Origin of the sequence: Halomonas sp. G11 (assembly GCF_001663515.1) — a bacterium.
Taxonomy (GTDB): domain Bacteria; phylum Pseudomonadota; class Gammaproteobacteria; order Pseudomonadales; family Halomonadaceae; genus Vreelandella.
This window is the reverse complement of the sequence record NZ_LYXG01000013.1, coordinates 94,355-120,876: the sequence shown is the minus strand read 5'-3', so window position 1 is coordinate 120,876 and position 26,522 is coordinate 94,355. Positions and strand designations below refer to the sequence as shown.

20 protein-coding genes and 5 tRNA genes are annotated in these 26,522 nt (G+C 59.4%); 12 read left to right on the top strand and 13 right to left on the bottom strand.

The window, feature by feature from the left end:
* Nucleotides 1–25 precede the first annotated feature (25 nt).
* The 5 genes from ADS46_RS07795 (at nucleotide 26) to ADS46_RS07775 (ending at nucleotide 6,218) form a co-directional block, all read left to right on the top strand.
* The gene (locus tag ADS46_RS07795; RefSeq protein ID WP_066318430.1) at nucleotides 26–1,723 is read left to right on the top strand and encodes an L-lactate permease; all 1,698 of its coding nucleotides are present in this window, start codon (nucleotides 26–28) and stop codon (nucleotides 1,721–1,723) included.
* A 143-nt stretch (nucleotides 1,724–1,866) separates the two neighbouring features.
* The gene (glcD, locus tag ADS46_RS07790; RefSeq protein ID WP_066318427.1) at nucleotides 1,867–3,366 is read left to right on the top strand and encodes a glycolate oxidase subunit GlcD; all 1,500 of its coding nucleotides are present in this window, start codon (nucleotides 1,867–1,869) and stop codon (nucleotides 3,364–3,366) included.
* Nucleotides 3,367–3,399: 33 nt separating this feature from the next.
* Nucleotides 3,400–4,500 (top strand): glycolate oxidase subunit GlcE, encoded by a 1,101-nt coding sequence (gene glcE / locus ADS46_RS07785; RefSeq protein ID WP_066318421.1) that lies wholly within the window; start codon nucleotides 3,400–3,402, stop codon nucleotides 4,498–4,500.
* Nucleotides 4,501–4,514: 14 nt separating this feature from the next.
* Nucleotides 4,515–5,744, top strand: coding sequence for a glycolate oxidase subunit GlcF (glcF, locus tag ADS46_RS07780; RefSeq protein ID WP_066318419.1), 1,230 nt, complete (start codon nucleotides 4,515–4,517; stop codon nucleotides 5,742–5,744).
* Nucleotides 5,745–5,816: 72 nt separating this feature from the next.
* Nucleotides 5,817–6,218 (top strand): GlcG/HbpS family heme-binding protein, encoded by a 402-nt coding sequence (locus ADS46_RS07775; protein ID WP_066318416.1) that lies wholly within the window; start codon nucleotides 5,817–5,819, stop codon nucleotides 6,216–6,218.
* A gap of 110 nt (nucleotides 6,219–6,328) precedes the next feature.
* Here the strand turns inward: ADS46_RS07775 and ADS46_RS07770 are convergent.
* From ADS46_RS07770 to ADS46_RS07745, 6 genes are all read right to left on the bottom strand, one after another.
* A tRNA-Asp gene (locus ADS46_RS07770) sits at nucleotides 6,329–6,405 on the bottom strand.
* A 67-nt stretch (nucleotides 6,406–6,472) separates the two neighbouring features.
* Nucleotides 6,473–6,548 (bottom strand) — tRNA-Val (locus tag ADS46_RS07765).
* A gap of 44 nt (nucleotides 6,549–6,592) precedes the next feature.
* Nucleotides 6,593–6,669: transfer RNA gene (locus ADS46_RS07760), tRNA-Asp, on the bottom strand.
* A gap of 40 nt (nucleotides 6,670–6,709) precedes the next feature.
* Nucleotides 6,710–6,786, bottom strand: a tRNA-Asp gene (locus ADS46_RS07755).
* A gap of 63 nt (nucleotides 6,787–6,849) precedes the next feature.
* A tRNA-Val gene (locus ADS46_RS07750) sits at nucleotides 6,850–6,925 on the bottom strand.
* A gap of 130 nt (nucleotides 6,926–7,055) precedes the next feature.
* Nucleotides 7,056–7,787, bottom strand: coding sequence for an alpha/beta fold hydrolase (locus ADS46_RS07745; RefSeq protein WP_234346785.1), 732 nt, complete (start codon nucleotides 7,785–7,787; stop codon nucleotides 7,056–7,058).
* Nucleotides 7,788–7,900: 113 nt separating this feature from the next.
* Between ADS46_RS07745 and hemN the strand changes: the two genes are divergently transcribed.
* Nucleotides 7,901–9,325, top strand: a complete 1,425-nt coding sequence (gene hemN, locus ADS46_RS07740; RefSeq protein ID WP_066318415.1) for an oxygen-independent coproporphyrinogen III oxidase — start codon at nucleotides 7,901–7,903, stop codon at nucleotides 9,323–9,325.
* A gap of 63 nt (nucleotides 9,326–9,388) precedes the next feature.
* On the top strand, nucleotides 9,389–10,126 hold the full coding sequence (gene fnr / locus ADS46_RS07735) for a fumarate/nitrate reduction transcriptional regulator Fnr (RefSeq protein WP_066318402.1): 738 nt from the start codon (nucleotides 9,389–9,391) through the stop codon (nucleotides 10,124–10,126).
* Here the strand turns inward: fnr and ttcA are convergent.
* The 3 genes from ttcA to ADS46_RS07720 all read right to left on the bottom strand — a co-directional run bounded on the left by ttcA (nucleotide 10,123) and on the right by ADS46_RS07720 (nucleotide 13,585).
* The gene (ttcA, locus tag ADS46_RS07730) at nucleotides 10,123–11,037 is read right to left on the bottom strand and encodes a tRNA 2-thiocytidine(32) synthetase TtcA (protein ID WP_066318400.1); all 915 of its coding nucleotides are present in this window, start codon (nucleotides 11,035–11,037) and stop codon (nucleotides 10,123–10,125) included. The genes fnr and ttcA overlap by 4 nt on opposite strands.
* A gap of 77 nt (nucleotides 11,038–11,114) precedes the next feature.
* Complete coding sequence (locus tag ADS46_RS07725; RefSeq protein WP_234346784.1) at nucleotides 11,115–11,759, bottom strand: DNA polymerase III subunit epsilon; 645 nt, start codon at nucleotides 11,757–11,759, stop codon at nucleotides 11,115–11,117.
* Nucleotides 11,756–13,585 carry a putative nucleotidyltransferase substrate binding domain-containing protein gene (locus ADS46_RS07720; protein ID WP_066318398.1) on the bottom strand — a complete coding sequence of 610 codons (1,830 nt, stop codon included), beginning with the start codon at nucleotides 13,583–13,585 and terminating at the stop codon, nucleotides 11,756–11,758. The genes ADS46_RS07725 and ADS46_RS07720 overlap by 4 nt, the downstream gene beginning before the upstream one ends.
* Before the next feature lie 621 nt (nucleotides 13,586–14,206).
* Here ADS46_RS07720 and ADS46_RS07715 point away from each other — a divergent pair.
* The 4 genes from ADS46_RS07715 to ADS46_RS07700 all read left to right on the top strand — a co-directional run bounded on the left by ADS46_RS07715 (nucleotide 14,207) and on the right by ADS46_RS07700 (nucleotide 20,943).
* Nucleotides 14,207–14,467, top strand: a complete 261-nt coding sequence (locus ADS46_RS07715) for a DUF4212 domain-containing protein (protein WP_066318397.1) — start codon at nucleotides 14,207–14,209, stop codon at nucleotides 14,465–14,467.
* Between the two features lie 6 nt (nucleotides 14,468–14,473).
* A complete protein-coding gene (locus ADS46_RS07710; protein ID WP_066318392.1) occupies nucleotides 14,474–16,270 on the top strand; it encodes a sodium:solute symporter family protein in 1,797 nt (598 codons plus the stop codon).
* A 105-nt stretch (nucleotides 16,271–16,375) separates the two neighbouring features.
* A complete protein-coding gene (locus ADS46_RS07705) occupies nucleotides 16,376–16,891 on the top strand; it encodes a hypothetical protein (protein WP_066318391.1) in 516 nt (171 codons plus the stop codon).
* A gap of 107 nt (nucleotides 16,892–16,998) precedes the next feature.
* Nucleotides 16,999–20,943 carry a NahK/ErcS family hybrid sensor histidine kinase/response regulator gene (locus tag ADS46_RS07700; protein ID WP_066318389.1) on the top strand — a complete coding sequence of 1,315 codons (3,945 nt, stop codon included), beginning with the start codon at nucleotides 16,999–17,001 and terminating at the stop codon, nucleotides 20,941–20,943.
* A 115-nt stretch (nucleotides 20,944–21,058) separates the two neighbouring features.
* On the opposite strand, the gene ADS46_RS07695 is transcribed toward ADS46_RS07700, so the two are convergent.
* The 3 genes from ADS46_RS07695 to ADS46_RS18495 all read right to left on the bottom strand — a co-directional run bounded on the left by ADS46_RS07695 (nucleotide 21,059) and on the right by ADS46_RS18495 (nucleotide 24,655).
* The gene (locus ADS46_RS07695; protein WP_066318388.1) at nucleotides 21,059–21,721 is read right to left on the bottom strand and encodes a LuxR C-terminal-related transcriptional regulator; all 663 of its coding nucleotides are present in this window, start codon (nucleotides 21,719–21,721) and stop codon (nucleotides 21,059–21,061) included.
* Between the two features lie 262 nt (nucleotides 21,722–21,983).
* Nucleotides 21,984–23,933: an acetate--CoA ligase gene (gene acs, locus ADS46_RS07690; protein WP_066318380.1), complete on the bottom strand. Its 1,950-nt coding sequence runs from the start codon at nucleotides 23,931–23,933 to the stop codon at nucleotides 21,984–21,986.
* 182 nt (nucleotides 23,934–24,115) lie between these two features.
* On the bottom strand, nucleotides 24,116–24,655 hold the full coding sequence (locus tag ADS46_RS18495) for a SprT-like domain-containing protein (RefSeq protein ID WP_082926027.1): 540 nt from the start codon (nucleotides 24,653–24,655) through the stop codon (nucleotides 24,116–24,118).
* Nucleotides 24,656–24,724: 69 nt separating this feature from the next.
* On the opposite strand from ADS46_RS18495, the gene ADS46_RS07680 reads away from it, so the two are divergent.
* Nucleotides 24,725–25,387 carry a YecA family protein gene (locus ADS46_RS07680; protein WP_066318377.1) on the top strand — a complete coding sequence of 221 codons (663 nt, stop codon included), beginning with the start codon at nucleotides 24,725–24,727 and terminating at the stop codon, nucleotides 25,385–25,387.
* Between the two features lies 1 nt (nucleotide 25,388).
* On the opposite strand, the gene ADS46_RS07675 is transcribed toward ADS46_RS07680, so the two are convergent.
* Nucleotides 25,389–26,510: a phospholipase D-like domain-containing protein gene (locus ADS46_RS07675; RefSeq protein WP_066318375.1), complete on the bottom strand. Its 1,122-nt coding sequence runs from the start codon at nucleotides 26,508–26,510 to the stop codon at nucleotides 25,389–25,391.
* Between the last annotated feature and the right edge of the window lie 12 nt (nucleotides 26,511–26,522).

Sequence of the window (26,522 nt, the reverse complement as noted above, 5' to 3'; positions counted from 1 at the left end):
AACAACAAGGAGTAGAGTTCTTCCCATGAATGAATCATTTCTTGCACTTCTGGCATTCACCCCGCTGTTATTGGCGGGAATATTGCTCATTGGCTTTAAAATACCCGCCAAGATCGCCATGCCTATCGTCTTCCTCGCGGCGGCCATTATCGGTCTGACCGCTTGGGACATGTCCTTCGCGCGGATAGCGGCCTCGACAATCCAGGGGCTGATCCAGACGGCGGGGCTGTTGTGGATTATTTTCGGCGCCATCCTGCTTCTCAATACGCTCAAGCACTCGGGCGGTATCACTGCTATTCGTAACGGTTTTTCGGGCATCAGCCCTGACCGTCGCGTCCAGGCGCTGATCGTTGCCTGGCTGTTTGGCTGCTTTATTGAAGGGGCGTCCGGCTTTGGTACCCCCGCGGCTGTAGCGGCACCGCTGATGGTTGCTTTGGGCTTCCCGGCGCTGGCGGCGGTTGTGGTCGGCATGATGATCCAGTCCACGCCGGTATCGTTCGGTGCCGTGGGCACGCCTATCGTGGTGGGCGTGGGTAGCGGCCTTAACCGCTCGAGCATTACCTCAGAGCTCGAAGCCGCCGGTTCCACCTGGGACATATTTTTCCAGCAGGTAACCAGCGGTGTAGCCATCACTCACGGTATTGTTGGCATCCTGATGCCACTGATTCTGGTCACGATCATGGTGCGCTTCTTCGGTGCCAACAGGTCGTGGAAAGAGGGGCTGTCGATTGTGCCCTTCGCTATTTTCACGGGTATTTCATTCGTGGTTCCGTATATGCTGGTGGGCGTGTTCCTGGGGCCAGAGTTCCCGTCCATGATCGGTGCCATGGTGGGTCTCGCAATCGTCGTACCGGCGGCACGCAAAGGCTTTCTGCTGCCCAAGGACACCTGGGACTTCCCCGAGTCGACCTCATGGCCCGACGAGTGGATTGGCAACCTGCAGATCAAGCTTGAAGACGTTGTCGGGCAGGCACCGATGTCGACCTTCAAGGGCTGGGTGCCTTATGTGCTGCTGGCCGTTTTCCTGGTCGCTTCACGCACCATCGAACCGCTGAAAGCGGCGCTGACGTCGATCAGCATGAGCTGGTCGAACATTCTCGGCGAAGAAGGCATCAGCGGCAGCATCGAGCCGCTTTACCTGCCCGGCGGTATCATCATCGCCGTGGTCGCCGTTACCTTCTTCCTGCATCGGATGAGCACACGCAACATGAGCGCGGCGCTCTCGGAGTCGACCAAGACCATCTTCGGTGCAGGCTTCGTGCTGATCTTTACCGTGCCGATGGTGCGGATTCTGATCAACTCAGGGGTTAACGGTGCCGATATCGCCTCAATGCCGGTGATGATGGCACAGGCCGTTGCCAGCGGTGTGGGTGATATCTATCCCTTCTTCGCACCTGCCGTCGGTGCCATGGGCGCCTTTATTGCCGGCTCGAACACCGTGTCCAACCTGATGCTGGCCGAATTCCAGTTCAGTGTCGCGGAAACCCTTGGCCTGTCCACCGCCATGATGGTGGCGCTGCAAGCCGTAGGGGCAGCCGCCGGTAACATGATCGCGATTCACAACGTGGTCGCTGCGTCGGCCACCGTTGGGCTATTAGGCCGCGAAGGGGCTACCATTCGTAAGACGATCCTGCCGACGATCTACTACCTGGTTGCCACAGGCTTGATCGGTTTGATTGCCTTTTATGTACTCGGCGTTACCGACCCGCTCGTCGGATCGTAAGACTCGACCCCATAACGTCGCCGGGAGAACCCCGGCGACATTATGCAAAAGCTTTCCACCATCACAGGATGGATTTATGGAAATCTTTTCCATAACATAGAGCCACTGACTTCCCCACGCTCTCCTCATCTTCAGGAGCTATCATGAATATCCTCTTTGATGAGCGCCTCGACGGCGAACTGGTTCGCCGCGATAAAACCGAGGTGTTGACCGACCTGCAGCAAGCAGTCCCCACGCTGACTCTGCTCCACCGCGAGGAGGACCTGCACCCGTTTGAATGCGACGGTCTTGCCGCTTACCGTATTTTGCCGATGCTGGTCGCTCTTCCAGAGACCCTCGAACAGGTCGAGGGCTTGCTGAAACGCTGTCATGCGCTGAGCGTTCCCGTTGTCACCCGCGGCGCTGGCACCGGGCTATCCGGCGGTGCACTGCCTCTTGAACGGGGCGTCTTGCTGGTCATGTCGCGCTTCAATCAGATTCTCAAGGTCGACCCCGAGGCTCGCCTGGCCAGGGTGCAACCCGGCGTTCGCAACCTGGCGATTTCCGAAGCCGCCGCCCCCTATGGGCTTTACTACGCGCCGGACCCTTCGTCGCAAATCGCCTGTTCGATTGGTGGCAATGTGGCGGAAAACGCCGGTGGCGTTCACTGCCTGAAATACGGCCTGACGGTTCACAACGTCATGCGCGTCGATATCCTGACCATCGAAGGCGAACGCATGACGCTGGGTTCCGAGGCGCTGGATACCCCCGGCTTCGACCTGCTCGCGCTGATGAACGGCTCCGAAGGCATGCTCGGGGTCGTCACCGAGATCACCGTCAAGCTGCTGCCCAAGCCGGAAACCGCCAAGGTCCTGATGGCCAGCTTCGACGACGTCGAGAAAGCAGGTCGCGCAGTGGGCGATATCATTGCCGCGGGCATTATTCCCGGCGGCCTGGAAATGATGGATAAACTGGCTATCAAGGCTGCCGAGGATTTCGTCAAGGCGGGCTATCCGCTGGACGCCGAGGCCATCCTGCTATGCGAGCTCGACGGCGTGGAAGCCGATGTGGACGACGACTGCGATACCGTTCGCCGCGTGCTCACCGACGCCGGGGCCACCGACATTCAGCAGGCCCGCGATGAGGCCGAACGTGCCAAGTTCTGGGCAGGCCGCAAGAATGCCTTCCCGGCGGTTGGCCGGATGTCGCCGGATTACTACTGCATGGACGGTACTATTCCCCGCCGTGAACTGCCCAGGGTGCTCAAGGGCATTGCCGCGCTGTCCGAAGAAAGTGGCTTGCTGGTGGCCAATGTGTTCCACGCTGGTGACGGTAATATGCATCCGCTGATCCTGTTCGATGCCAACAAGGAGGGCGAACTGGCGCTGGCGGAAGACGTCGGCGGCAAGATCCTGGAATTGTGCGTGGCCGCTGGCGGGTCGATCACCGGCGAGCATGGCGTAGGCCGGGAAAAGATCAACCAGATGTGCAGCCAGTTCCAGCCCGACGAGCTGACCGTTTTTCATGCCTTGAAAGCGGCGTTTGACCCGCTGCGGCTGCTCAATCCGGGCAAGAATATTCCTACTCTGGCGCGCTGCGCCGAGTTCGGCTCGATGCACGTCCATAACAACGAATTACCGCATCCTGAACTGCCACGTTTCTAATGCGCCAGGCAAAGACCCTGACTAGGAAAGACCATGACTAACACCGTGACTCAGACTGCAGATGGCGACATCGCCGAGGCGCTGTGCGACCAGGTCCGCGAGGCCCATGCTTCCCGCACCCCTCTGCGCATTGTCGGCGGCGACACCCGCGCCTTTTATGGCCGCCCGGTGGAAGGCCAGGCGCTCAACCTTGCCGGTCATAGCGGCATTGTCGACTATGACCCGGTCGAGCTGGTGGTCACCGTACGCGCCGGTACCCGGTTAAGTGCGCTAGACGCCGAATTGGCCAAGAACCACCAAATGCTTGCCTTCGAGCCCCCCGCCTTTGGCGAGGCCAGCACCATTGGCGGCGCTGTGGCTACCGGGCTTTCCGGCCCACGCCGCCCCTGGGCAGGCGCCGCTCGCGATTTCGTGCTCGGCACACGAGTCATTACCCAGGAAGGCAAACTGCTGCGCTTTGGCGGCGAGGTAATGAAGAACGTCGCCGGTTACGATTTCTCACGCCTCATGGCAGGCGCCCAAGGCACGCTGGGCGTGCTGGCGGATATCTCCTTCAAGGTACTGCCGCTGCCCAGCGCCAGCCACAGCCTGCGCTTGTCCATGGGCATCGATGATGCGCTGAAAAAGCTCGCCGAACTGGGCCGTCAGCCGCTGCCAATCACCGCGGCGGCATGGCACCAGGACGAGCTTTTTATCCGCCTGGAAGGGGGCCATAGCTCGGTGAAAGCCACGCGTGAACGCCTGGGGGGTGACGACCTCGATGCCAGCTTCTGGCAGCAGCTGCGCGACCATCAGCACGCATTTTTCACCCCAAGCGAAGGCCAGGCGCTATGGCGGCTTTCCCTGCCCCCCAACACGCCGCCTCTGGCGCTGGATATCAACGACGCTGATATGCTCTACGACTGGGGCGGTAGCCAGCGCTGGGTGAAGACCTCGCTGGATGCCGATACGCTGCGCGATGCCTGCCGCACCGCCGGAGGCCACGCCACCTGCTATACCCCCTATGCGCAGGGTGGCGCCCAGAGCCCCTTCACGCCGCTGCCCAGCGTGGTGGAAAAATACCACCGTAACTTGAAAGCAGAACTGGACGCCCAGGGTATTTTTAACCCGGGACGTCTCTATGCGGCGTTTTAATCAGGAGAGCTGACATGCAAACGCAGTTTACCGATGCCGACCTTGAAAAGCCGCACATCCAGGAAGCCGACCGGGTGCTGCGCACCTGTGTGCACTGCGGCTTCTGTAACGCCACCTGCCCGACCTATCAGTTGCTGGGCGATGAGCGCGACGGCCCCCGTGGGCGGATCTACTTGATGAAGGAACTGCTTGAGAGTCGTGATGACGACGATCAGGTGACCGAGGAAACCCGCCTGCACCTGGATCGCTGCCTCACTTGCCTTAACTGTGAGACCACCTGCCCGTCAGGCGTGGAATATCACAAGCTGCTCAACATTGGCCGGGCTGAAATCGAACGCCGCGTACCGCGACCCGCGGCTGAGCGGGCGCAGCGTTATGCACTACGCAAGATGCTGGTCGACCCGCAGCGCTTCAAGGCACTGCTGGCGCTGGGTCAAACCTTCAAACCGCTGGTACCCGGCAAGCTGCGCAGCAAGATGCCGGGCGCGCCGGTCGACGCGGGTCAGCGACCCAGCACCCAGCACAGCCGCCAGGTACTGATACTGGAAGGCTGCGTGCAGCCGGGGTTATCGCCCAACACCAATGCCGCCACCGCGCGGATTCTGGACCGCCTGGGCATCAGCGTGACGCCGGTATCCGAGGTGGGCTGCTGCGGGGCGATTGATTTCCACCTCAATGCCCAGCAAGCTGGCCTCGCCCGGGTGCGGGCCAATATCGACGCCTGGTGGCCACACGTTGAGCAAGGTGCCGAGGCCATCGTGCAAACCGCCAGCGGCTGCGGCGCCTTCGTCAAAGAGTATGGCGAAATGCTCAAAGACGACCCGGACTATGCCGACAAGGCCGAGAAGATCAGCGCCCTGGCAAAGGACATCGTCGAAGTGCTGCGCGACGAACCGCTTGAGTCACTGGATGTGCAAGCCAGCCAGCGACTGGCGTTTCACTGCCCCTGCACGCTGCAGCACGCCCAGAAGCTCAACGGCGCGGTAGAAGGCGTACTGACCAAGCTTGGCTTTGCACTGACCCCGGTGCAGGACGCTCACCTCTGCTGTGGCTCGGCAGGCACCTACTCGATTACCCAGCCTGAACTGGCCACCCAGCTGCGCGACAATAAACTCAACGCCCTGGAAGCGGGCAACCCGGAAATGATCGTCACCGCCAACATTGGCTGCCAAACCCATCTGGCCGGTGCCAACCGCACGCCGGTTCGCCACTGGGTGGAAATCGTCGATGCTGCGTTACACTGATCCCACACATCACCCCGTGCCCAGCGAATGGCACGGGCATTTTTAACGGCAAACCCACCAAAGGACAACCTGATGCAAACTAAAGCAGTCTTATCCCAAGCAGACGTTACCCAGGTACTTGATGCCGCCCAGAAAGAAGCCGACAGCAATGGCTGGGCGGTGACCATTGCCGTCGCTGATGACGGCGGCCACCTGCTTGCCCTGCGCCGCCTGGACGGCGCGGCACCCTTCAGCGCCGATGTGGCTACCCAGAAAGCGCGCAGCGCGGCAGTGGGTCGTAAAGAGACCCAGGTCTTTGAAGAAATGATCAACGGCGGCCGCACCGCCTTTGTATCCGCACCGCTTCAGGGGCTGCTCTCGGGCGGCGTGCCGATCATCGTCGACGGCCAGGTGGTCGGCTCGGTGGGCATCTCCGGCGTCAAACCGGACCAGGACGTTCAGGTTGCCAAAGCTGGCGTCAGCGCGATTGGCTAAGTAAGTAAACGCCACGCATACGAAAAACCCCGGATCATTGATCCGGGGTTTTTTAAATTCGTTCGGTCTAAAACCGATAATCTTGGCTGCTTGAGATGAAAGCTGCGAAATGGCGGACCGGACGAGACTCGAACTCGCGACCTCCGGCGTGACAGGCCGGCATTCTAACCAACTGAACTACCGGTCCGCTGTATCGCACTGATATCTAGCAGGGTATTGCATCAACACCATTTGCGTACGCTTGGCGTTTCAAATGGTGGGTGGTACTGGGTTCGAACCAGTGACCCCCAGCTTGTAAGGCTGGTGCTCTCCCAACTGAGCTAACCACCCAGGGTATTGGCGTCGCCAATCTTTACTTGATTATGTGTTTATCGTGGCGGACCGGACGAGACTCGAACTCGCGACCTCCGGCGTGACAGGCCGGCATTCTAACCAACTGAACTACCGGTCCACATACGACAAAACATGGAAAACAGGCGGGTAAGCGACGATGGCGGACCGGACGAGACTCGAACTCGCGACCTCCGGCGTGACAGGCCGGCATTCTAACCAACTGAACTACCGGTCCGCTGTATCGCACTGCTAACGCTAGGTGCTTTCCTTACTGCAACGTTTCCAGGCCATCATGAGATGGTGGGTGGTACTGGGTTCGAACCAGTGACCCCCAGCTTGTAAGGCTGGTGCTCTCCCAACTGAGCTAACCACCCGCTGGTCACGTGGCGCTACATTCTACAGGAGATGCGAAGGAAGTCAACACGCTACGTTCAAATACTGTAGCCAAATACGCGTTAGGGTACCGGCCCATCTCATGATTCAAACGCACGCTTGGCTGACGCCTCACTGCAGGCTTTGAGCGCGCACGAAGGATGCCCCAAGAGCGGCGGCTTCGTCAATCAAAATCGTCTGATCAAGCCCCGATGCGCGACGCGGCTTGAAGTCGTGGTCGCCATCGGTCAGCCAGGCCACGCGGGCGTTATCCGGTAGCGTATACCCCGCCACTTCATCACGGCTGCCCAGCGGGTCGCGCTCCCCCTGGAGAATCAGCGTCGGCACCTGAACCCTCGACCAGTGCGCCAGGCGCAGCTTGTCGGGCGCCTTGGGCGGATGAAAGGGATAACCGGCGATCACCAGCCCGGGGCAGGGTTGCTCGCTTGCCAGCATGCTCGCCACGCGGCCACCCATGGATTTACCCCCAAGCCACAGCGGCTTGACCGTTAACGGCGCCAGGCACGCATACCAATGCGCCAGCTCAGCAACGCTTCGGTGGATGGCGGGCGGTGGGCGGCGCTTGCCCGTCGCCTGCATTTGCTGCATGTAGCCCAGGTCAAAGGTCATCACCTGCAGCCCTCTTCCCGCAAGTGCCCTGGCAAACTGCTGCATAAAGGCTGACCGATGCCCGGCGCCTGCTCCATGAGCGAGCAGCAGGCAGCCGAAGTCTGCCTGACCATAAAGCCTGAGAGGCCCCAGACCTTCCCGCCAAAAACAGCCTTCGGCCTGCTCGGCGACCGCGTCAGCCAGCGCTTGCTGGCTGACGACTTTTTCCTCTGGCCATTGCGTGTCCAAACTCACGCTCTCCTGTTATGTGCCGTTTGCTGCTAACGGGCGTTTCCTTGACGTGGCTCAACGTTGCCGTGGGCGGCACTCGCTACCATGACGCAAGACTCAGCCTGGAGCCCTGCCTCATGCCTGCCCCTATTCACTCAGATCAATCAGCGCCGGGTAATCCACTCGCGGCGGCGGTGTGGGACGCTGACCGCCTCCATCGCTATGCGAGAAGCGGCCCGCGCTATACGTCCTACCCGACCGCGCTGTCCTTTGACCCATCGTTTACCGTCGACGATTTCAGCGCGGCGCTGCAACGCAGTAACCAGACCCAACGGCCGCTGTCACTTTATGTGCACATCCCCTTCTGCCGCAACGTCTGCTTTTACTGTGCGTGCAACAAGATCGCGACAAAAAACACCGCGCTCGCCGCGTCCTATCTCGCAAGGCTCGACAAGGAAATGGCGCTGACAGCGCAGAACCTGGATACCCGACGCCCGGTGGAGCAGCTCCACTGGGGCGGTGGCACGCCGACGTTTCTGACCCTCGATCAGATGAGCGAACTGGTGGATAAGCTGGATGCCCACTTCGGGCTTTCAGACGATCCTGAGCGCGACTACGCCATCGAAATCGACCCTCGCGAAGCCGATGTATTGACGCTGCGTCACCTGCAGTCACTGGGGTTCAATCGCTTGAGCCTGGGCGTGCAAGACCTCGACCCACAGGTTCAGCAGGCGATCAACCGCCCCCAGCCGCGGGCGCTGACCGAAACCTTGATGGACGAAGCCCACCGCCTGGGCTTCCGTTCGTTAAATCTCGACCTGATTTACGGCCTGCCACGACAAACCGCCGACAGCTTTGCGCAAACCCTTCGCCAGATCATCGAACTGAACCCCGCACGCCTGTCGGTCTTCAATTACGCCCACCTGCCAAAGCGATTCCCCCCGCAGCGACGGATTCTTGATGCCGAGCTGCCCAGTCGCGATGAAAAGCTGGCGATGCTGCGTATCACGATTGAAATGCTGACGGCTGCTGGCTACGTGCATATCGGTATGGACCATTTTGCCCGGCCCGACGACAGTCTGGCCATCGCCCAGCGTCGCGGTACGCTGCAACGCAACTTTCAAGGCTATTCCAGCCACGCCCAATGCGACCTTATCGGCCTTGGCGTCTCCGCTATCTCACGTCTGGATGACAGCTACGCGCAAAATCACAGCCAGCTTGGGCACTACCAGGCGGCGATCGACCAGGGGCAACTGGCCACACAACGCGGCATACGGCTATGCCGAGACGATCTGATCCGGCGTGATGCCATCGAGCGGCTAATGTGTGATATGCGGCTTGACTTATCGACGCTCAGTGAGCGCTGGCAGATCGATGCGCGTGGCTATTTCCAATCGGCGTTGAACGCCCTGGAGCAGGCCCAGCACGACGGGTTGATCGATATCCGAGAACATCGACTCGAGGTGACGCCTATCGGCCGTCTGTTGATACGCCACCTGGCCATGGCCTTTGATGCACGCTTGCCCTCTGAGGCCAGCCATCATTACTCAAATATTGTTTAGCGGTTGTTATTCATGGGCGCCAGCTTCCATAATGAGGTCACGCCATCTCTGTTGGAGACTTTTATGCTGGAAGCCACGCATCGGCGGCGCGGCGCTCTGCACGAAGCACGCTGCCAGACCTGCAGCTTGAGTTCGCTGTGCCTGCCGCTGGCACTGGAGCTTGAGGATATCGATCAGTTCGACGCGATCATCCAGCGACGCGCGCCCCTCAAGAAAGGCGAGGCTCTATTCCATCAGGGGGATGCCTTCAACAGCGTCTATGCGGTCCGCTCCGGGAGCCTCAAGCAGATCACCAGCGAAGGTGGCGGGCATGACCAACTGACCAACTTTTACCTCCCCAGCGAACTGGTGGGGCTCGATGCGATCGATGAGCCGCACTACCCCGGCAGCGTGATCGCTCTGGAAACCACCACCGTGTGCGAGATTCCCTTTGACCGCCTCGACCGACTGTCTGAAAAGCTGCCCGAGTTACGCGGTCAGATATACCGCAGCATGAGCAAAGAGCTGCGCAATGACCGGCGCATGATGCGCCTGCTATCGGCCAAGACCGCTGATCAGCGATTGGCGACCTTTCTGGTCACGCTTTCCGATCGTTTTCGCCGCCGTGGCTACTCGCCCTACAGCTTCCGTCTTTCCATGCCCAGGGCCGACATCGGCAACTACCTGGGCCTGGCCGTCGAGACCGTCAGCCGGATTGTCAGCCGCTTGCAGTCGCAGGAGGTGGTCGCCGTTTCCGGTCGTGAGGTACAGATCCTCGACATGGCGAAGCTGCAGCGGCTCGCCGAAGAAGAAGGTTGCTAGCCAACGTTAAGCGCCTGAATACGCCCGGCTAGCAATTCCGCCTGCTTGGCTTCCAGCCCGGCAAAGTCGAACAGGTCGCGGTCGGCCAGCTGTGAAGGCGCGACGTTGGTGACGGCCTTGAACATGCTTTCCAGGCGGCCAGGGTGTTTCTTGTTCCATTCGGCCAACATTTCCTTGACCACCTGGCGCTGCATATTGGGCTGGGAGCCGCACAGGTTGCAGGGGATAATGGGAAACGCCATCAGGCGCGCGTACTCGGCAATATCCGCTTCCTTGCAGTAGGCCAGGGGCCGGATGATGATGTTCTTGCCATCGTCGGAGAGCAGCTTGGGCGGCATCGATTTCAGACTGCCGCCGAAGAACATGTTCAAAAACAGCGTTTCCAGAATATCTTCCCGGTGATGCCCCAGGGCGATCTTGGTCGCACCGATTTCCTCGGCAAAGCCATACAGCGACCCACGCCGCAGGCGCGAACACAGCGCGCAGGTGGTTTTGCCCTCGGGGGTTTTCTCTTTCACCACCGAGTAGGTATCACGTTCCAGAATATGGTAATCCACCCCGCGTTGCTCGAGATAGGTCGGCAGCACATGCTCGGGAAACCCCGGCTGTTTCTGGTCCATATTCACGGCTATCAGCGAGAAGTTGACCGGCGCATTGCGCTGCAGACTCAGCAGCATCTCAAGCATGGTGTAGCTATCCTTGCCACCGCTGAGGCAGACCATGACGCGGTCGCCTTCGTTAATCATGCGATAATCGATAATCGCATTGCCCGTTTCGCGGCGAAGCCGCTTTTGCAGCTTGTTGAACTCGCGTTTTTGTTTGGCATCGTGGGCTTCCGAGGCGTCGGATAAACCGGGTGCCGGGTCGGCAGTCGCCAACGCCGGGTCAAAATGAACAGGATCATGTTGCATGGTAATAGCACTGCCGATGGTAAAAGAAGCAGCCGTTATTCTAGCAACTCCCAGCGCAATGACCCAATCGTAGGCCGCTATGAAACAGTATCCACCTCGTTACGCTGCAGGCGAAGGTACAGAAGTGCGCTGGCTGTGGCGTCTTCCAGCGCCCGCTGGGGCGTCTTGCTGGGCACTTGCCAGCAGTCAAGCGCACGCGCCAGCTCGGCTTCCTGTTCCGCCTGGGGATGTAGTCGCCGCAGATGGCGCTGGTGCAGTCTGGTGACATCCACCCGGGCATTGGGCAGCCCAAACCCCAAATGATCACGCAGCGCCTGCTCCAACGGGGCGAGACGCTGATCAAGTTGCCAGCCAATGATTGGCCGATTGCCGATAAACTCAACCAGCGAGCGCAGACTTTCAATGTTCAGCGGTTTGGTGGCCTCGACGCTATACAGCAGCTGATGACGACGCTCGGCGGCATCACTTCCTCCGCGCGCATCTTCCCTTAGCGCTGCCACCCAGGCACGACTGGTCAGCACCTGGTGCTGGCGCAGCGTCACCGCTGCTACGCTCATGACGCCATGGTGGGCAAAGCAAGCCAATGCCACCAGTTCATTGCCCAGGTAGGGCTGGAAAAGCCACGCGTAGGGAGACGCTGCATAGCGGCGGCGCTCGCTTCCTCTGCGCAGCATGCCGCCAAGCCAGGCGAAAGGGGCGTCCAGATAGTGTCGACTGATCACGAATACTCCAAGTGGTAACGATGGGATAGACGCTGCTTGAAATCCTTGACGATATGCAGCGCTTCGCGCAGTAAATCGCGCTCCAACGACGATAATTCCTGCACCACGACCCGGTTGGAGCGCTCCTGTTGATCATCGGATCCGTCGTTGGCGAGGTCATCCAGTTGCCGTTTGAGCCGCAACTCGCTGAATAGCGCCAGGGCTTCGCCAAGGTCATCGGCAAAACTACGGTTGAGTCGCCCGTCCTCGGCCAGGGCATCCAGACGCTCAAACGTCGAGGTGGCATGAATACGCCGCTCGAGCGCCAGAGTGCGAACACCATGAACAATGGGAAAGATGCCGCCTTTCTTGATATCGATACCGTGCTGGGGCTTCTTGAGTGAACCGAACAGCGTCAGCGGCGTGGAAAAGCGCAGCGCGGTGCGGGCGAAGTAAGACAGCAGCAACTCATCCCGCGAGCAGCGCTCGAACAGCTCCTCGCGCACGCTTTCCAGCAGGCTCGGATTGCCGGCCACACCGTGAGAGTCGAGCATGATGGCCAGCTTCATCAGACTGTCGCCGTCACGCGCGCTTGCCCAGCGCGCAATGCGCCCTTTCCATTCACTTACCGTTGCGACCCAATCCGGGTTCGACACCATGATATTGCCCGGACACGGCGGATACCCCAACTCGATCAAGGTCGAGGTAAGCCACTGCATGTCGTCTTGCACCGCTGGCCAGTCAGCATCATCGGCAAGAATCAGTCCGTTATCCTGATCGGTCTTGAGAATTTGCTCACCGCGCCCCTCACTGCCCATGACCATCATGCAACTGTCCTGCTGATGCGCTGCGTCAATCGTGAACTCCCAGGCCTTGCTCATGATGCGACCGTTCAGTGCCGCCAGCAGGTCCATCGCAAAACGTAGCTTCACGCCCTGGGCCATCAGCGCGCTGACCAGTTCGGGGGTGCGGTGGCTGGCGGCTGCCAGCTCGGTCAAGTCCTGGGCCTGCTCGACCTGGAGGCTGACCACATAACTGCGACTGGAGAAATAGCTCAGCACATCGGTCAGCTCGACCACGCCGACGACCTGTTTATCGTCTACCACCACGACACGCGTCACCTTGTGGCGGGTCATGCTGACCAGCGCTTCAAACAAGTATTGAGCGGGCCTCACCGTCACCAGGGTATATTGGGCGATATCGGCAAGCGCCGTGGTCACCGGACGCTGCGACAGCACAATGGCATTGAGCAGGTCGGTCTTGGTGACCATACCCGTCTGGTTTGAGGCCTCGACCAGCAAACTGTCGGCATGGCTATCGCTGAGCGTGCGCACGGCCTTGTCGATATCCGCATTGGCGGGCAGCAGCAGCGGTGCGCGCATGCATTCGCTGACGCGGGCCAGCATAAAGCCCGCCATCGTCACGCCGCCTTCGGCACGCTTTTCGGTCAACAGGCGAGCTTTATGGGCCAGCGACTGGCGGAAGAACTGGCTAAACTCGGGGTACTCTTTACACAGTGTCTTGAATAACGCCTTGGGCATCAGGTAGCACAGGCATTCCTGCTCCGCTTGAAAGCGGTAGCGGCTTTTACCGTTCAATATACTGATTGCGCCAAATAGATCGCCTGCCGTGTAGTGCCCGATACGCGACATGGACGACGGCAAGGTAGGATCCAGTTCAGCGACCTCACCCTTGTGGATCACATAGACGTACTCGCCAGCCTGGCCTGTCTCGACAATAATATCGTGGCGTTCAAAATAGGCGAGATCCATGCCACGACGCACGTGATCCTTGCCCTCGTCATCCAGCAGTGAAAACGGGGGCTGGGAAAGGTCTACATCTACCATGGGCATGACCTCGTTAGCATAATGCGGCGTCAGGAAGCCTGACGGTCTCAATTACATCTCACAGTTACTCTTCTCGACCACTCTTCTCAACCACTCTTACACAGCCAGTCTCGCAACTACTACTTTGGATTATTGCGCTAATGTCTAATACGCTTTACTTATGTTGGCGGCGTGTCACTGACAAAATAAACCGTCGCTTTTAGACGTATTTAAAAAGACGGCTTACCATCTTTAGAACATAGCAAACATCGCCCTATACTCCCCACCTAGACCATCGTCCCATGTCGCTAATAAAACTTTGCCCATTGGCGTCAAAAACCCACAAAAAGGCTCATTTTCAAGTGATTGGCTACCTTTTGATCACCACCAAAGTTTATTGATACCAAAGTCTGGGATTTATTTTTTGCATTTATTGCCCAGTATTGTCAGTGAGTCATGCAGGGTAATCGCACGTCGTTGCACCACTCAAAATCCACCTTGGCCAAGTGACGTGTTAACGAACGGCTGATTCATGACATCACAAAATGCGAGTGGATCTAAAAACGTGCGATTGGCCTGGTGGGTCAACCGCTATTCCGAGTGAACTTTCCAACCTAAAAAACACTAGTGGAGAGCAACACAATGGCAGACGACAAATCCAATGCTGCTGAATACTGGAAAGCCAACGTCCGTACCATTATTGGATGCTTGGCGGTCTGGGCATTCGTCTCATACGGCTGCGCTATTCTCTTTCGCCCGCTACTGGCCTCAATCCCTGTCGGTGGTACCGATCTGGGCTTCTGGTTTGCTCAGCAAGGGTCAATTCTCACCTTCATCGCCTTGATCTTTTTCTATGCCTGGAAAATGAACAAGCTCGACGAAAAATTTGGCCTAGGGGAGTAAGCCGGTATGAGCCAATTTGCAATCAACCTGCTCTTCGTAGGTGCCTCCTTTGCCTTGTATATAGGCATCGCGATCTGGGCACGTGCGGGGTCAACAAAAGACTTCTATGTCGCTGGCGGCGGCGTCCATCCGATCACCAACGGGATGGCAACCGCTGCGGACTGGATGTCAGCGGCCTCCTTCATTTCAATGGCGGGTCTGTTGGCCTCTGGTGGTTACGCCAACTCCACCTTCCTGATGGGCTGGACCGGCGGCTACGTCATTCTCGCCATGCTGCTTGCGCCCTACCTGCGTAAGTTCGGCAAGTTTACCGTTCCCGACTTCATCGGCGACCGGTTCTACAGCAACACGGCCCGTCTGGTGGCGGTTATCTGCCTGATCGTGGCCTCGGTGACTTACGTTATCGGTCAGATGACCGGTGCGGGCGTCGCCTTCTCGCGCTTCTTGGAAGTGCCCAACACCGCGGGCATCTGGATTGCGGCAGCGATCGTATTCCTGTACGCCGTTTTCGGCGGCATGAAGGGCATTACCTATACCCAGGTGGCGCAGTACGTCGTCCTGATCATTGCCTATACCATCCCGGCGGTCTTCATTGCCATGCAGTTGACTGGCAACCCCATCCCGATGTTCGGCATGTTCAGCACGCATACCGAATCGGGTCTGCCGCTGCTGGAGAAGCTCGATGATGTAGTGAACGCACTGGGCTTCAGGGACTACACGGCGGATGTCGACAACAAGCTCAACATGGTGCTGTTTACCCTGTCGCTGATGGTCGGTACTGCAGGTCTTCCCCACGTCATCATTCGCTTTTTCACCGTCCCCAGAGTCGCTGATGCACGCTGGTCGGCAGGCTGGGCGCTGGTGTTCATCGCCTTGCTGTACCTGACCGCACCGGCGGTTGGTTCCATGGCGCGCTTGAACCTCGCAACGACGGTCTACCCGGAAATGGCGGGGCAGGTAGAAGACTATGACGCCGCTGCGGAACAGGCACTCGTCTACGAAGATCGCCCTAACTGGATCCGCACCTGGGAAGAAACCGGCCTCATCCAATTCGAAGACAAGAACAATGATGGGCGCATCCAGGTCTACAACGACAGCAATGAAGAATACGCCGAGATTGCTGAGTCACGTGGCTGGGAAGGCAGCGAGCTGACCGTCAATAACGATATTCTCGTACTTGCCAACCCCGAAATTGCCAACCTGCCCGGCTGGGTCATTGGCTTGATTGCAGCAGGCGGTATCGCCGCGGCGCTATCGACGGCAGCCGGTCTTCTGCTGGCGATCTCGTCGGCCATCAGTCACGATTTGATCAAGACCATGATCAATCCCAAGATCACCGAGAAAGGGGAAATGCTGGCCGCACGTATTTCCATGGCGGGCGCCATCCTGGTAGCCACCTACCTTGGCCTCAACCCACCCGGGTTTGCCGCGCAAACCGTGGCACTGGCCTTCGGTATCGCGGGTGCCTCACTGTTCCCGGCGCTGATGATGGGCATCTTCTCCAAGAAGATGAACAATTCAGGCGCGGTGGCCGGTATGCTGGCTGGCCTGGCCTGCACCCTGCTATACATCTTCACCTACTTGGGCTGGCTGTTCATCCCGGGCACCAACATGCTGGAAAACACCGCGGATAACTGGTTGTTCGGTATTTCGCCGCTGTCCTTCGGTGCGGTTGGCGCAATCATCAACTTCACAGTGGCCTTCCTGGTCTGCAAGGTGACCGACGAGCCTCCGCAGGAGATTCAGGAGCTGGTCGAAAGCGTTCGCTACCCGAAAGGCGCTGGCGTTGCCGTCGACCATTAAGTCATAATCATCCCCTACCTGCGGCCCTGAGGGTCGCAGGCTGTGGAACCGACCCGCCATCGGGCTTCCTCCGGGAGGCCCGATGGCTTTTTAGAAGGACGTATTATGATTTGGCATCTGATTGCCGCGGTCTTTGCAGGCCTTGCAGCGGCAGGGGTTGGCCTATTACTGCGCACGCTCAGCGGTAAGCGATTACCCAAGTGGATTGTGCCCGTTTGCGGGGGGCTGGGTATGATCAGCTACCAGATCCATATGGAGTATTCGTGGTTTGAGCACAAGCAGCAGCAGCTTCCCGATACCGCCGAGGTGATTTCCAGCGACACCAGCCAACAGGTCTGGCGGCCGTGGACCTTCATCTTTCCGGTGACAACCAAGTTCAGCGTCGTCGACAGCGAGAATATTCAACTGGGTAGCAGCGATGATGAGCGAGTGGCGCAATTCATTCTGTACCAGTTCGAACGCCACTACACCGATGTGATTACCCACCATCCCTATGTACTCAATTGCGATAGCCGTGAACTGATCCCCCTAGAGCCGGAAACCCGGGAGCCGCAAATCGACCGGATGCGGACGCTGCGGGATACCTCCCCGCTACTGACCCATGTATGCGATAACGCATAATCACCCCTATCTCAACGCCTGACGCCAAATCTTATTTCGCCTAGAATGGTGCGCCTGACGGGTAGGTTCCAGTTGCTTGAACGATAGGCATAAGGCGGGAGACAGCTATGTTTCATGGCGGACTGTTGGTCGCGGTATCGCTTGTGTATATCGCGGTGCTATTCGGTATCGCCTGGTACGGCGACCGTCGCGCTCGCATGGTCGGGTCAAGCCGCCGTCGCCCCATTATCTACAGCCTTGCCCTGGCGATTTACTGCACCTCCTGGACCTTCTACGGCGCCGTGGGCCAGGCGGCGACCGCTGGCTGGTCGTTTGCCAGTATATTCGTGGGACCGGTGCTGACGTTTTTATTGTTCTGGCCCGTGCTTGCGAAAATGATCCGCGTAGCCAAACATCAGAACGTCACCTCCATCGCCGACTTCATTGCCTCGCGCTACGGTAAAACCCAGTCGCTTGCGGCTTTCGCAAGCCTTGTTGCCCTGGTCGGCACCCTGCCCTACATCGCGCTGCAATTGAAAGCCGTCTCGACGACGTTCAGCGTGCTGACCGCTGAAGGCGACATGACCAAGGCGCCACTGTTTGGCGATACTGCGTTTTATGTCGCCGTGGTGATGGCGATCTTTGCCATTCTTTTCGGGACGCGACACACCGACGCCACCGAGCACCACGAGGGGCTGATCCACGCCGTGGCCTTCGAGTCACTGGTCAAACTGGTCGCCTTCGTGGTGCTTGGCGTGTTTGTCACCTGGGGCATGTTCGACGGCTTGGGCGAGCTGATGGACTACGCAGAGACCCAGTTGGAACTTCAGCGTCAACTGGCCAACCAGGATTTCGGCCAAAGCTTCTGGGCGCAAACCCTGCTGGCGATGCTGGCGATTCTGTGCCTGCCCCGTCAATTTCACGTTGCGGTGGTCGAGAACACCCACCACGACGACGCGACAAAAGCCCGCTGGCTGTTTCCGCTTTACCTGATCGTGATCGCATTCTTTGTGGTGCCGCTGGCGGCTGCCGGTTTGATGCTGTTTTCCGATTCGTCGGTCGAGCCGGACACTTATGTTCTGGCGCTGTCGATGGCATCCGGCAATGAATGGCTCACCCTGCTGACGTTCATCGGCGGCTTTTCCGCCGCCACGGGCATGGTCATTGTCGCGGCCGTCGCCGTGTCGATCATGATCTCCAACGAAATCGTGATTCCGGCACTGTTCCGGTTGCGCTGGTTCGACACCAAGGCGAGGGATTACGGTCGCCTGGTCTTGCGTGCGAGACGCCTGACCATCGTCGCCGTCTTGGCCATGGCCTACGGCTTCTACCAGATGATCGCCGAGTTCACGTCACTGGCGTCGATCGGCATGCTGTCCTTTGCGGCTGCGGCCCAATTTGCCCCTGCGCTGATCGGCGGCCTGTACTGGAAGCGCGGTAACCGGCTAGGGGTCATCGTCGGCATGAATGCCGGCTTCGCCATTTGGGTCTACAGTCTGCTCATGCCCGCCATGATCAGCGCCGGTGTGCTGCCAGCCAACTGGCTTGATGGCGGCCCTCTCGGGCTCGCCTGGCTGTCGCCGACGGCACTGTTCGGCCTGAATATGGGCGACAGTTTCACCCATGGGGTCATGCTGTCCCTGGGGGTTAATCTGTTCAGCTATATCTTCATCTCCCAGGTTACGTCCCAGCGCGTGGTCGAGCGCATTCAGGCGTCGCTTTTCGTCGATAGTGTTGAAACCCGTCAAACCTCGGTTAACCGCCCCTGGACCGGGGCGACCACGGTGGGCGACTTGAAGGTGCTCTGTGAACGATTCCTGGGCGCGGGTCAGGTGGACCGCGCCTTTGAAGACTACGCGAGACGTGCGGGTAAACCGCTGGATGACAGCACCCGAGCCTCTATCGATGTTATCCAGTTCACCGAGCGTTTCCTGGCCTCTGTGCTTGGGGCATCATCCGCACGGATCGTGGTCAATTCCGCGCTGCAAGGCCGCGGCATCGGTATTTCCGACGTCATCTCGATTGTCGATGAAGCCTCCCAGGTGCTCGAATTCAACCGGGCTCTGTTGCAGGCCACCATCGAGAACATCAACCAGGGCATCAGCGTTGTCGATCAGAACCTGCGACTGGTGGTATGGAATCAGCGCTACCTCGAGCTGTTTCGCTTCCCTGATCACCTGATTCGTGTGGGCGCGCCAATAGACCGTATCTTCCGCTATAACGCCCACAACGGCGAATACGGTCCCGGCGACCCTGAAGAACATGTCCAACTGCTGCTGGACAATATTCGTGACGGTCATCCCCACCGCTACGTCCGCTATCGTCAGGATGGCAGCGTGCTAGAGGTGCAGGGCAACCCCATGCCGGGTGGCGGCTTTGTGTACACCTATCAGGATATTACCCAGCAAAAACGCATCGAGGAAGCGCTGATCCGTTCAGAGAACAATATCCGGATTTACACCGATAACGTTCCTGCCCTGATTGCCTACTTCGATAAAGAAGGTCGTTACCTGTTCACCAACCGTGCTTATGAACAGGCCTTTGGTATTGATCGTAATGCCGTGATCGGCAAACGCTACGAAGACGTGTTGCCCAGGCGGCAGGCCCAGGAAAGAGCCCCCTGGGTGGCCCTCACCCTGGGCGGTGAACGCGTCAGCTTTGAGGTTTCCATGCCCATGGGCGACTCCCTGCGCCACATGCTGGTGACCTATACGCCCCACTTCGGTGATAGCCAGTCGATCCTGGGTTTCTTTGCCCTTTATCAGGATATTACCGAACGCCGTCAGGCAGAGGTCGCCCTCAAGGAAACCAATGAAACCCTGGAGGAGCGCGTGCGCGAGCGCACCCAGGCGCTCTCGGAAGCCAACGCGGCTTTGCGCCAGGAGAACCGCGTCCGCGCCGAAGCCGAACAGGCACTGCGCCAGGCCAAGCAGCTGGCTGAAGATGCCAACGCGTCCAAGACGCGTTTCCTGGCGGCGGCGAGCCACGACCTGCTCCAGCCGCTGAACGCCGCACGGCTGTTTACCTCGGCGCTCATGCAAAATGTCACCGTCCCGGATACCCAACGCACCATTGGGCATATCGATAATTCGCTGCAGGCGGCGGAAGAGCTGCTCAGTACACTGCTGGACATCTCCAAGCTCGACGCCGGGGCTCTGACGCCGCGGCGCAGCCACTTTGCGCTGGCCGACATCTTCCGCCCGCTGCGTGCCGAGTTCGAAGTGATGGCCGATGAGCGCGGGCTGGACCTGGTCGTGGTGCCCACCCAGCAGTGGGTCGACTCGGATCCGCAGATGCTGCGCCGTATTGTGCAAAACTTCCTTTCCAACGCGATTCGCTATACCCAGGAAGGCCGTGTCATGCTCGGCTGTCGCCGCCAGGGCGAGCGGCTGGTCATTGAAGTCTGGGACAGCGGCCCCGGGATTCCCGACTCCAAGCTCAGCGAAATTTTCCAGGAGTTCCGTCGCCTCGATCAGGTATCACGGCACAAGGAAAGCGAAAAAGGCCTCGGGCTTGGACTTTCCATCGCCGACCGCATGAGTCGTGTGCTCGATCATCCGATCAAGGTTCGCTCCTGGGAAGGTACCGGCACGGTGTTCTCGGTCAGCGTGCCGCGCGTTGAAGCCCGCGAAACCCGCGCCGACGACCAGGACCAGGGACCACGCCGCACGGGTAACAAACTGGCCGGGACCCGCATCGTATGTATCGACAACGAAACGCTGATTCTCGAGGGCATGACCGCCATGCTCAGTGGCTGGGGCTGCGAGGTCTTCACTGCCACCAGTATCGGCGGCGCCAAGTCGATTCTGCGCAATATGGATGGCGACCCGGACGCCATCCTGGCCGACTACCATCTGGATAACGAGGTCACCGGCCTGATGGCCCTTGAAGCCCTGAGCGAGCGTTTGACCACTGCCGTCCCCGGTATCGTGATTACCGCCGACCGCACCGAAGCCGTGGCCGAGGAGGTCAAGCGCGCCGGGTATCAACTGCTGCTCAAGCCGGTGCGCCCGGCGGCGCTGCGGGCGCTCTTGACGCGTACGCTGCAGGCCAGTCGAGCGGCCAAGGCCTAGCTGGAAGACCGCTTGAACGAAACCGCCTCCGTGGCAAGACCACGGAGGCGGTTTTTTTCTCGCTTCCAGGCGCGAAGCGCTACCCTTCCAGCTCGACGCCAGGCGAAGAGGCCCGTCACGACTCGACTTTGGGCGGCTCGACTTCCAGCTTCTGCGCTGCAATCACGGCTTGCGTGCGCGAGTGTACGCCCAGCTTACGCAAAATGGCTGTCACGTGCGCCTTGATGGTCGCTTCGGACACGTTCAGCTCGTAGGCAATCTGCTTGTTCAGCAGACCTTCGGTAAGCATATTGAGCACCCGGAACTGCTGGGGCGTCAGCGACGCAATCGCTTCGGCAAAACGCGACTCTTCCTCGCTGGTTTCTTCCAGCACGCCCGCCAATGCCTCGGGTAGCCACACCTCACCCTGCAAAATCTCGCTGACCGCTTCAGCGATCAGCTGCAGCGATGATGATTTGGGAATAAAGCCTGACGCGCCATAATCGATGGCACGGCGCACGACATAGGGCTCGTCGCTGCCCGAGACGACGGCCACCGGGATATCAGGCATTTGCCCACGCAGCTGGATAAGCCCCGAAAAACCATGGGCGCCCGGCATGTGCAAATCCAGCAGAATGAGGTCAGCATCCGGGTGTCGGTTGACCACCTCCGTTGTCGCCTCCATGGTATCGGCTTCCACGATTTCTGCCTGCGGGGCCAGTTGGCGCAACGCCTGGGTGAGTGCTGCACGAAACAGCGGATGGTCGTCTGCGACGATAAACTTGTGGGCTACTGCCATGGATATTCCTCCGGTTCCTCAAGCAGCGGGGTTTGCTGCTGCCGCGACGCTGGGCACATACGGTTAAGGCATGGTACCCCATGGGCTTCGCCATGCCCAAGCGTCATATGCACAATTTGTAATGGATTCTTCATCACGCTGAACAAAGCAGTGCCGGCGCGATGGCCGGCACTGATCGTCATGGCCCTTGGAAAGCGGGCCAACACTCAGCCTGTTGTTTATCACCTGCCCCATCGTGGGAACGACGGGGCCAGCGAGCAGGCTATTTATTAACGCGATGCTCGATCAATTCATCCACTACCGAAGGATCGGCCAGCGTACTGGTATCCCCCAAACCGTCGCATTCATTGGCGGCAATCTTGCGCAGTATACGGCGCATGATCTTGCCCGAGCGGGTTTTGGGAAGGCCCGGTGCCCACTGAATGACATCCGGTGAAGCAATGGGGCCAATATCCTTGCGTACCCACTGGGTCAGCTCTTTTTTCAACTCATCCGTCGGGTCGATCTCGTCGTTCAAGGTTACGTAAATGTAGATACCCTGACCCTTGATATCGTGAGGGAAGCCGACCACAGCGGCTTCGGCAACAGCGGAGTGGGCTACCAGCGACGATTCGATCTCGGCGGTCCCCATGCGGTGGCCCGAAACGTTAAGGACGTCGTCAACCCGCCCAGTGATCCAGTAATAGCCGTCTTCGTCACGGCGACAGCCGTCACCGGTAAAGTACATGTTGTCGTAAGTGGAGAAATAAGTCTGCACGAAGCGATCGTGGTCGCCCCAGATTGACCGTGCCTGCCCCGGCCAGGCATCCAGAATCACCAGATTGCCTTCGGTGGCGCCTTCAAGCAGGTTGCCTTCGTTGTCCACCAGCGCGGGCTGAACGCCAAAGAACGGCTTGGTCGCCGACCCCGGCTTTAGCGGCGTGGCACCGGGCAGTGGCGAGATCATGATGCCGCCGGTCTCGGTCTGCCACCAGGTATCCACGATCGGGCATTTTTCGTTACCGATGACCCGGTAGAACCATTCCCAGGCTTCAGGGTTGATGGGCTCGCCCACCGAACCCAGCAGGCGCAGCGAATCGCGCTTGCTTGAGTCCATGACGTTGTCGCCGTGGGCCATCAAGGCGCGCACCGCGGTCGGTGCGGTGTACAGGATATTGACGTTATGCTTGTCGACGATGTCGCCCAAACGGCCATGGGTCGGGTAGCTGGGCACGCCCTCGAACATCAGGGTGGTGGCGCCGTTGGCCAGCGGACCATAGACGATATAGCTGTGCCCGGTAACCCAGCCCACATCGGCGGTGCACCAATAGACTTCACCTTCGTGATAGTCGAACACGTACTGGTGAGTCATCGCCGCAAAGGTCAGGTACCCGCCGGTGGTGTGCTTGAGCCCTTTGGGTGCGCCGGTGGAACCCGAGGTGTAAAGAATGAACAGCGGGTCTTCCGCGCCCATCGCTTCGGGCTCGCATTCGGTGGACTGCTTGTCGACCAGGTCGCTAAACCACAGGTCGCGGCCTTCTTTCCATTCAATCTCGCCGCCGGTGCGCTTGACCACCAGTACATTCTGGCAGACATCGGTGCCTTCCCGGGTCAGGGCGGCGTCGACGTTGTCTTTCAGCGGTACCTGCTTGCCACCGCGCACCGACTCATCGGCGGTAATCACCAGCTTGGAATCGGCCCCGATAACCCGCTGGGCCACCGCGTCGGGGGAGAAACCACCAAACACGACCGAGTGCACCGCACCAATGCGCGCACAGGCGAGCATGGCCATGGCGGCTTCAGGAATCATCGGCATATACAGGGTGACCGTGTCGCCTTTACCGACCCCCAATTCCTTCAGGCCGTTGGCCAGCTGGTTGGTGCGTTCGTAAAGCTCACGATAGCTGATGTGCTTGGACTCGCTGGGATCGTCGCCTTCCCAGATGATCGCGGTCTGATCACCACGTTTTTCGAGGTGTCGGTCCAGGCAGTTGGCGGCGACGTTCAACTGGCCGTCTTCAAACCAGCGAATATCGACATTGTCACGCGCGAAGGAAGTGCTCTTGATCTTGGTCGGCGCCTTGATCCAGTCAAGCCGCTTGGCCTGCTCAGCCCAAAAGCCTTCCGGATCGTCTACCGACTGCTGGTACATAGCCTGGTAGGTGGCTTCGTCAGCCCACGCGTTGGCGGCGATATCTTCGCGCACCGGATAGACGTTCTGCTGTTCGCTCATGAAATTGCCTCTGTCCGTGGAAATGCACTCTCTAAAGGAATGTAGCCGATATTATTTTTAACGTTACCGGCACCACCTATTTGTCACCCTAGCATAAACCTCTCGGCCCGGCCTTCCCTTTAGACATTGGTATTAACGTTTTTAGCATTAATTACAATAACTTATAGCAAAGAATCCAGGCATCATCCAGCACAGTAGACCAAGGTCTCAGCACAATGACGACAGCGATAGCGACGACCTTTTACGACCAAAGCATGACGCCGGGGCGTCAACTGGTGATCTCGGCAACCGCACCGATAACGATAGGGAGCCGGCTGCGCCCGTGCCACGTTAAAGCGATGCGTTACCTTGGGGTTCAGGCCGAACAGGTCGCGCATCACGGCTTTCCATTCGCGTCCGTGGGGTTTCAAGCGGGTGCCATCGGCGAGGTGAAACACCAGCCAGTGGGCCATTTCATGCGGGATAACCTCGTCGAAAAACGCGCCTCGGTTTTCATCCAGCAGCACGGGATTGAACCTTAATCCGCCGCGGCCAAGGTGCGCCTGCCCAGCGGAAGCACCGCGCAGGTCAAACCATACCCCAGGACGCGGGAGTTCTGGGTAGACCTCGCGGCAACGTTGCCAAGCGTGCTCTACGCGCTCGCGGGCAGCCTGGTGCAATGCGTCTGTGCTCAAGGCCGCAAGGGTTGCATCGGGCCAAGGGGGGAGTGGCGTGGTCGTCATTAGTGATAAACTAGCCGTCATTGTGTCATTTTGACTGTTTGTTTCCGCTGCTCATTGATGAGGCTCCTTATGCCAGCGCGTCCCCATCCGCCCGAAGAGGCGACTCCGCCGCAGCCGCTGCTTGACGATGAACAACTCGACAGGCTGGACGATTTTCTCGCGTCAGACCAGGTCGACGAAGATGCTCTGGACCTGATCTCGGCGCACGGATTTCTCGTTGCGCTGGCCGTCGGCCCCAGCGAAGTGCCGCCTGCCCAGTGGATCGCCGAGCTGTTCCATGGCGAACCCCGTTATGCCGACGAGACACAGCGCGACGACATTATCCACCTGCTCACGCTGCTACGCGATAATGCCATGGCGGTTCTCGAGCAGGGCGGCTTGCCTGAACTGCCCTTCGAACTGACCCTTGGCGGCATACCCGCCGAAGAGACGCCCATCGGTGATTGGTGCGCCGGGTTCATGGAAGGCGTGTTCTGCGATGAGAGCGCCTGGTTCCAGGATGACGAGGAAACCGCGGCCACCCTACTGCTGCCTTTCATGCTGCTGTCGGGGCTGTTTGACGACGAGCCCGATATGGCCGAAATGGCGGGCGACCTTGAGCGCCAGGAAGCGCTGGTGACCCAGTTACCGGAGCTGGTGCTCGACCTTTATCTACACTACCGCGTGCCACCGGAAACCACCAAGCCCAAGCCGCGCCGAAAAACGCCCGCCAAGGGCAAACAGCGCCGCTAAGTTACTTGAGCCGGGTCACCAGGGCATCCAGCAACCCATAGAGCCACTCCTTGGCGCGCTGCTTCCAGGGCCGCGCCGCCCAGGCTACGGGGTCCACCTCCTCGCTGGCGGCGAAGTGGCCCTCGAAAAGCTCGCGTACTTGTTGTGCCAGGCCCGGGTCCTCCACCTCCTGGTTCGCTTCGAGGTTCCAGTGCAGATTCCAATGGTCGAAATTGCACGACCCGATACTGACCCACTCGTCGGCCAGTACAAACTTAGCGTGGATAAACGTCGGCTGAAATTCATAGATGCGTACCCCGGCCTTGAGCATCGCCTGATAAAAGCGCTGCCCGGCATAGCGCACGCCGGGGTGGTCATGTTTGGCGCCCGGCAATAACAGTCGCACATCGATACCACGCCTGGCGGCACGCACCAGCCGTCGGCGCAGGGGGAAGGTGGGCACGAAATAGGGCGTGCACAGCCACAGCTGTTGCTCTGCCTGTCTTACCCGCTGATGCAGCGAATAACGAATGGCCTGGTAGCGATAGCCCCTCGCCGACATCACGCGTCCACGCACGCCGTCGGCAAAGCAGGGCGGTGTGCGCTGAACGGGCAACGGCTGGCTGTGCGCCTGCGCCTTGTCAGGTCGCGTCAGTCGCGACCGCCACAACTGCCTGAACAAATTTTCCCAGTCAGCCACCACCCGGCCTTCGGCGCGCACCGCAATTTCATACCAGGCATCGAGGAACTCGTCGACCACGCCAAAACCGCCGGTAAACGCCCGTTTCCCATCGATTACCACGATCTTGCGATGGTCGCGACTCAAGTTGCGCGCCAGGGAGTGAAAGCCCAGCGGGTTAAAGAAACGCAGTTGGACGCCCGCGTTGATCAAGCGACGCCGGTCCTGGCTCGACAAGCCCATCGAGCCAAACCCGTCCAGCAGCAGACACACCGTTACCCCGCGATTGACCGCCTGGACGAGCGCCTCGATAACCCGGTCGGCCAATCTGCCTGACTCCATCAAATAGAGCTCTACCAGCACATAGTGCTGGGCATGATGAATGGCCTCGAGCATTGCAGGTAGAAACCGCGACGCCTCAGGAAGCAGGGTAAAGCGATTGCCTTCGCGCCAGATCGACGACATTCCCCCTCCTTG

What these genes read in the sequence shown, in the direction of transcription:
- ADS46_RS07795 (WP_066318430.1), top strand. Translation starts at nt 26, where the DNA reads ATGAATGAATCATTTCTTGCACTTCTGGCATTCACCCCGCTGTTATTG.
- glcD (WP_066318427.1), top strand. Translation starts at nt 1,867, where the DNA reads ATGAATATCCTCTTTGATGAGCGCCTCGACGGCGAACTGGTTCGCCGC.
- glcE (WP_066318421.1), top strand. Translation starts at nt 3,400, where the DNA reads ATGACTAACACCGTGACTCAGACTGCAGATGGCGACATCGCCGAGGCG.
- glcF (WP_066318419.1), top strand. Translation starts at nt 4,515, where the DNA reads ATGCAAACGCAGTTTACCGATGCCGACCTTGAAAAGCCGCACATCCAG.
- ADS46_RS07775 (WP_066318416.1), top strand. Translation starts at nt 5,817, where the DNA reads ATGCAAACTAAAGCAGTCTTATCCCAAGCAGACGTTACCCAGGTACTT.
- hemN (WP_066318415.1), top strand. Translation starts at nt 7,901, where the DNA reads ATGCCTGCCCCTATTCACTCAGATCAATCAGCGCCGGGTAATCCACTC.
- fnr (WP_066318402.1), top strand. Translation starts at nt 9,389, where the DNA reads ATGCTGGAAGCCACGCATCGGCGGCGCGGCGCTCTGCACGAAGCACGC.
- ttcA (WP_066318400.1), bottom strand. Translation starts at nt 11,037, where the DNA reads ATGCAACATGATCCTGTTCATTTTGACCCGGCGTTGGCGACTGCCGAC.
- ADS46_RS07720 (WP_066318398.1), bottom strand. Translation starts at nt 13,585, where the DNA reads ATGGTAGATGTAGACCTTTCCCAGCCCCCGTTTTCACTGCTGGATGAC.
- ADS46_RS07715 (WP_066318397.1), top strand. Translation starts at nt 14,207, where the DNA reads ATGGCAGACGACAAATCCAATGCTGCTGAATACTGGAAAGCCAACGTC.
- ADS46_RS07710 (WP_066318392.1), top strand. Translation starts at nt 14,474, where the DNA reads ATGAGCCAATTTGCAATCAACCTGCTCTTCGTAGGTGCCTCCTTTGCC.
- ADS46_RS07705 (WP_066318391.1), top strand. Translation starts at nt 16,376, where the DNA reads ATGATTTGGCATCTGATTGCCGCGGTCTTTGCAGGCCTTGCAGCGGCA.
- ADS46_RS07700 (WP_066318389.1), top strand. Translation starts at nt 16,999, where the DNA reads ATGTTTCATGGCGGACTGTTGGTCGCGGTATCGCTTGTGTATATCGCG.
- ADS46_RS07695 (WP_066318388.1), bottom strand. Translation starts at nt 21,721, where the DNA reads ATGGCAGTAGCCCACAAGTTTATCGTCGCAGACGACCATCCGCTGTTT.
- acs (WP_066318380.1), bottom strand. Translation starts at nt 23,933, where the DNA reads ATGAGCGAACAGCAGAACGTCTATCCGGTGCGCGAAGATATCGCCGCC.
- ADS46_RS18495 (WP_082926027.1), bottom strand. Translation starts at nt 24,655, where the DNA reads ATGACGACCACGCCACTCCCCCCTTGGCCCGATGCAACCCTTGCGGCC.
- ADS46_RS07680 (WP_066318377.1), top strand. Translation starts at nt 24,725, where the DNA reads ATGCCAGCGCGTCCCCATCCGCCCGAAGAGGCGACTCCGCCGCAGCCG.
- ADS46_RS07675 (WP_066318375.1), bottom strand. Translation starts at nt 26,510, where the DNA reads ATGTCGTCGATCTGGCGCGAAGGCAATCGCTTTACCCTGCTTCCTGAG.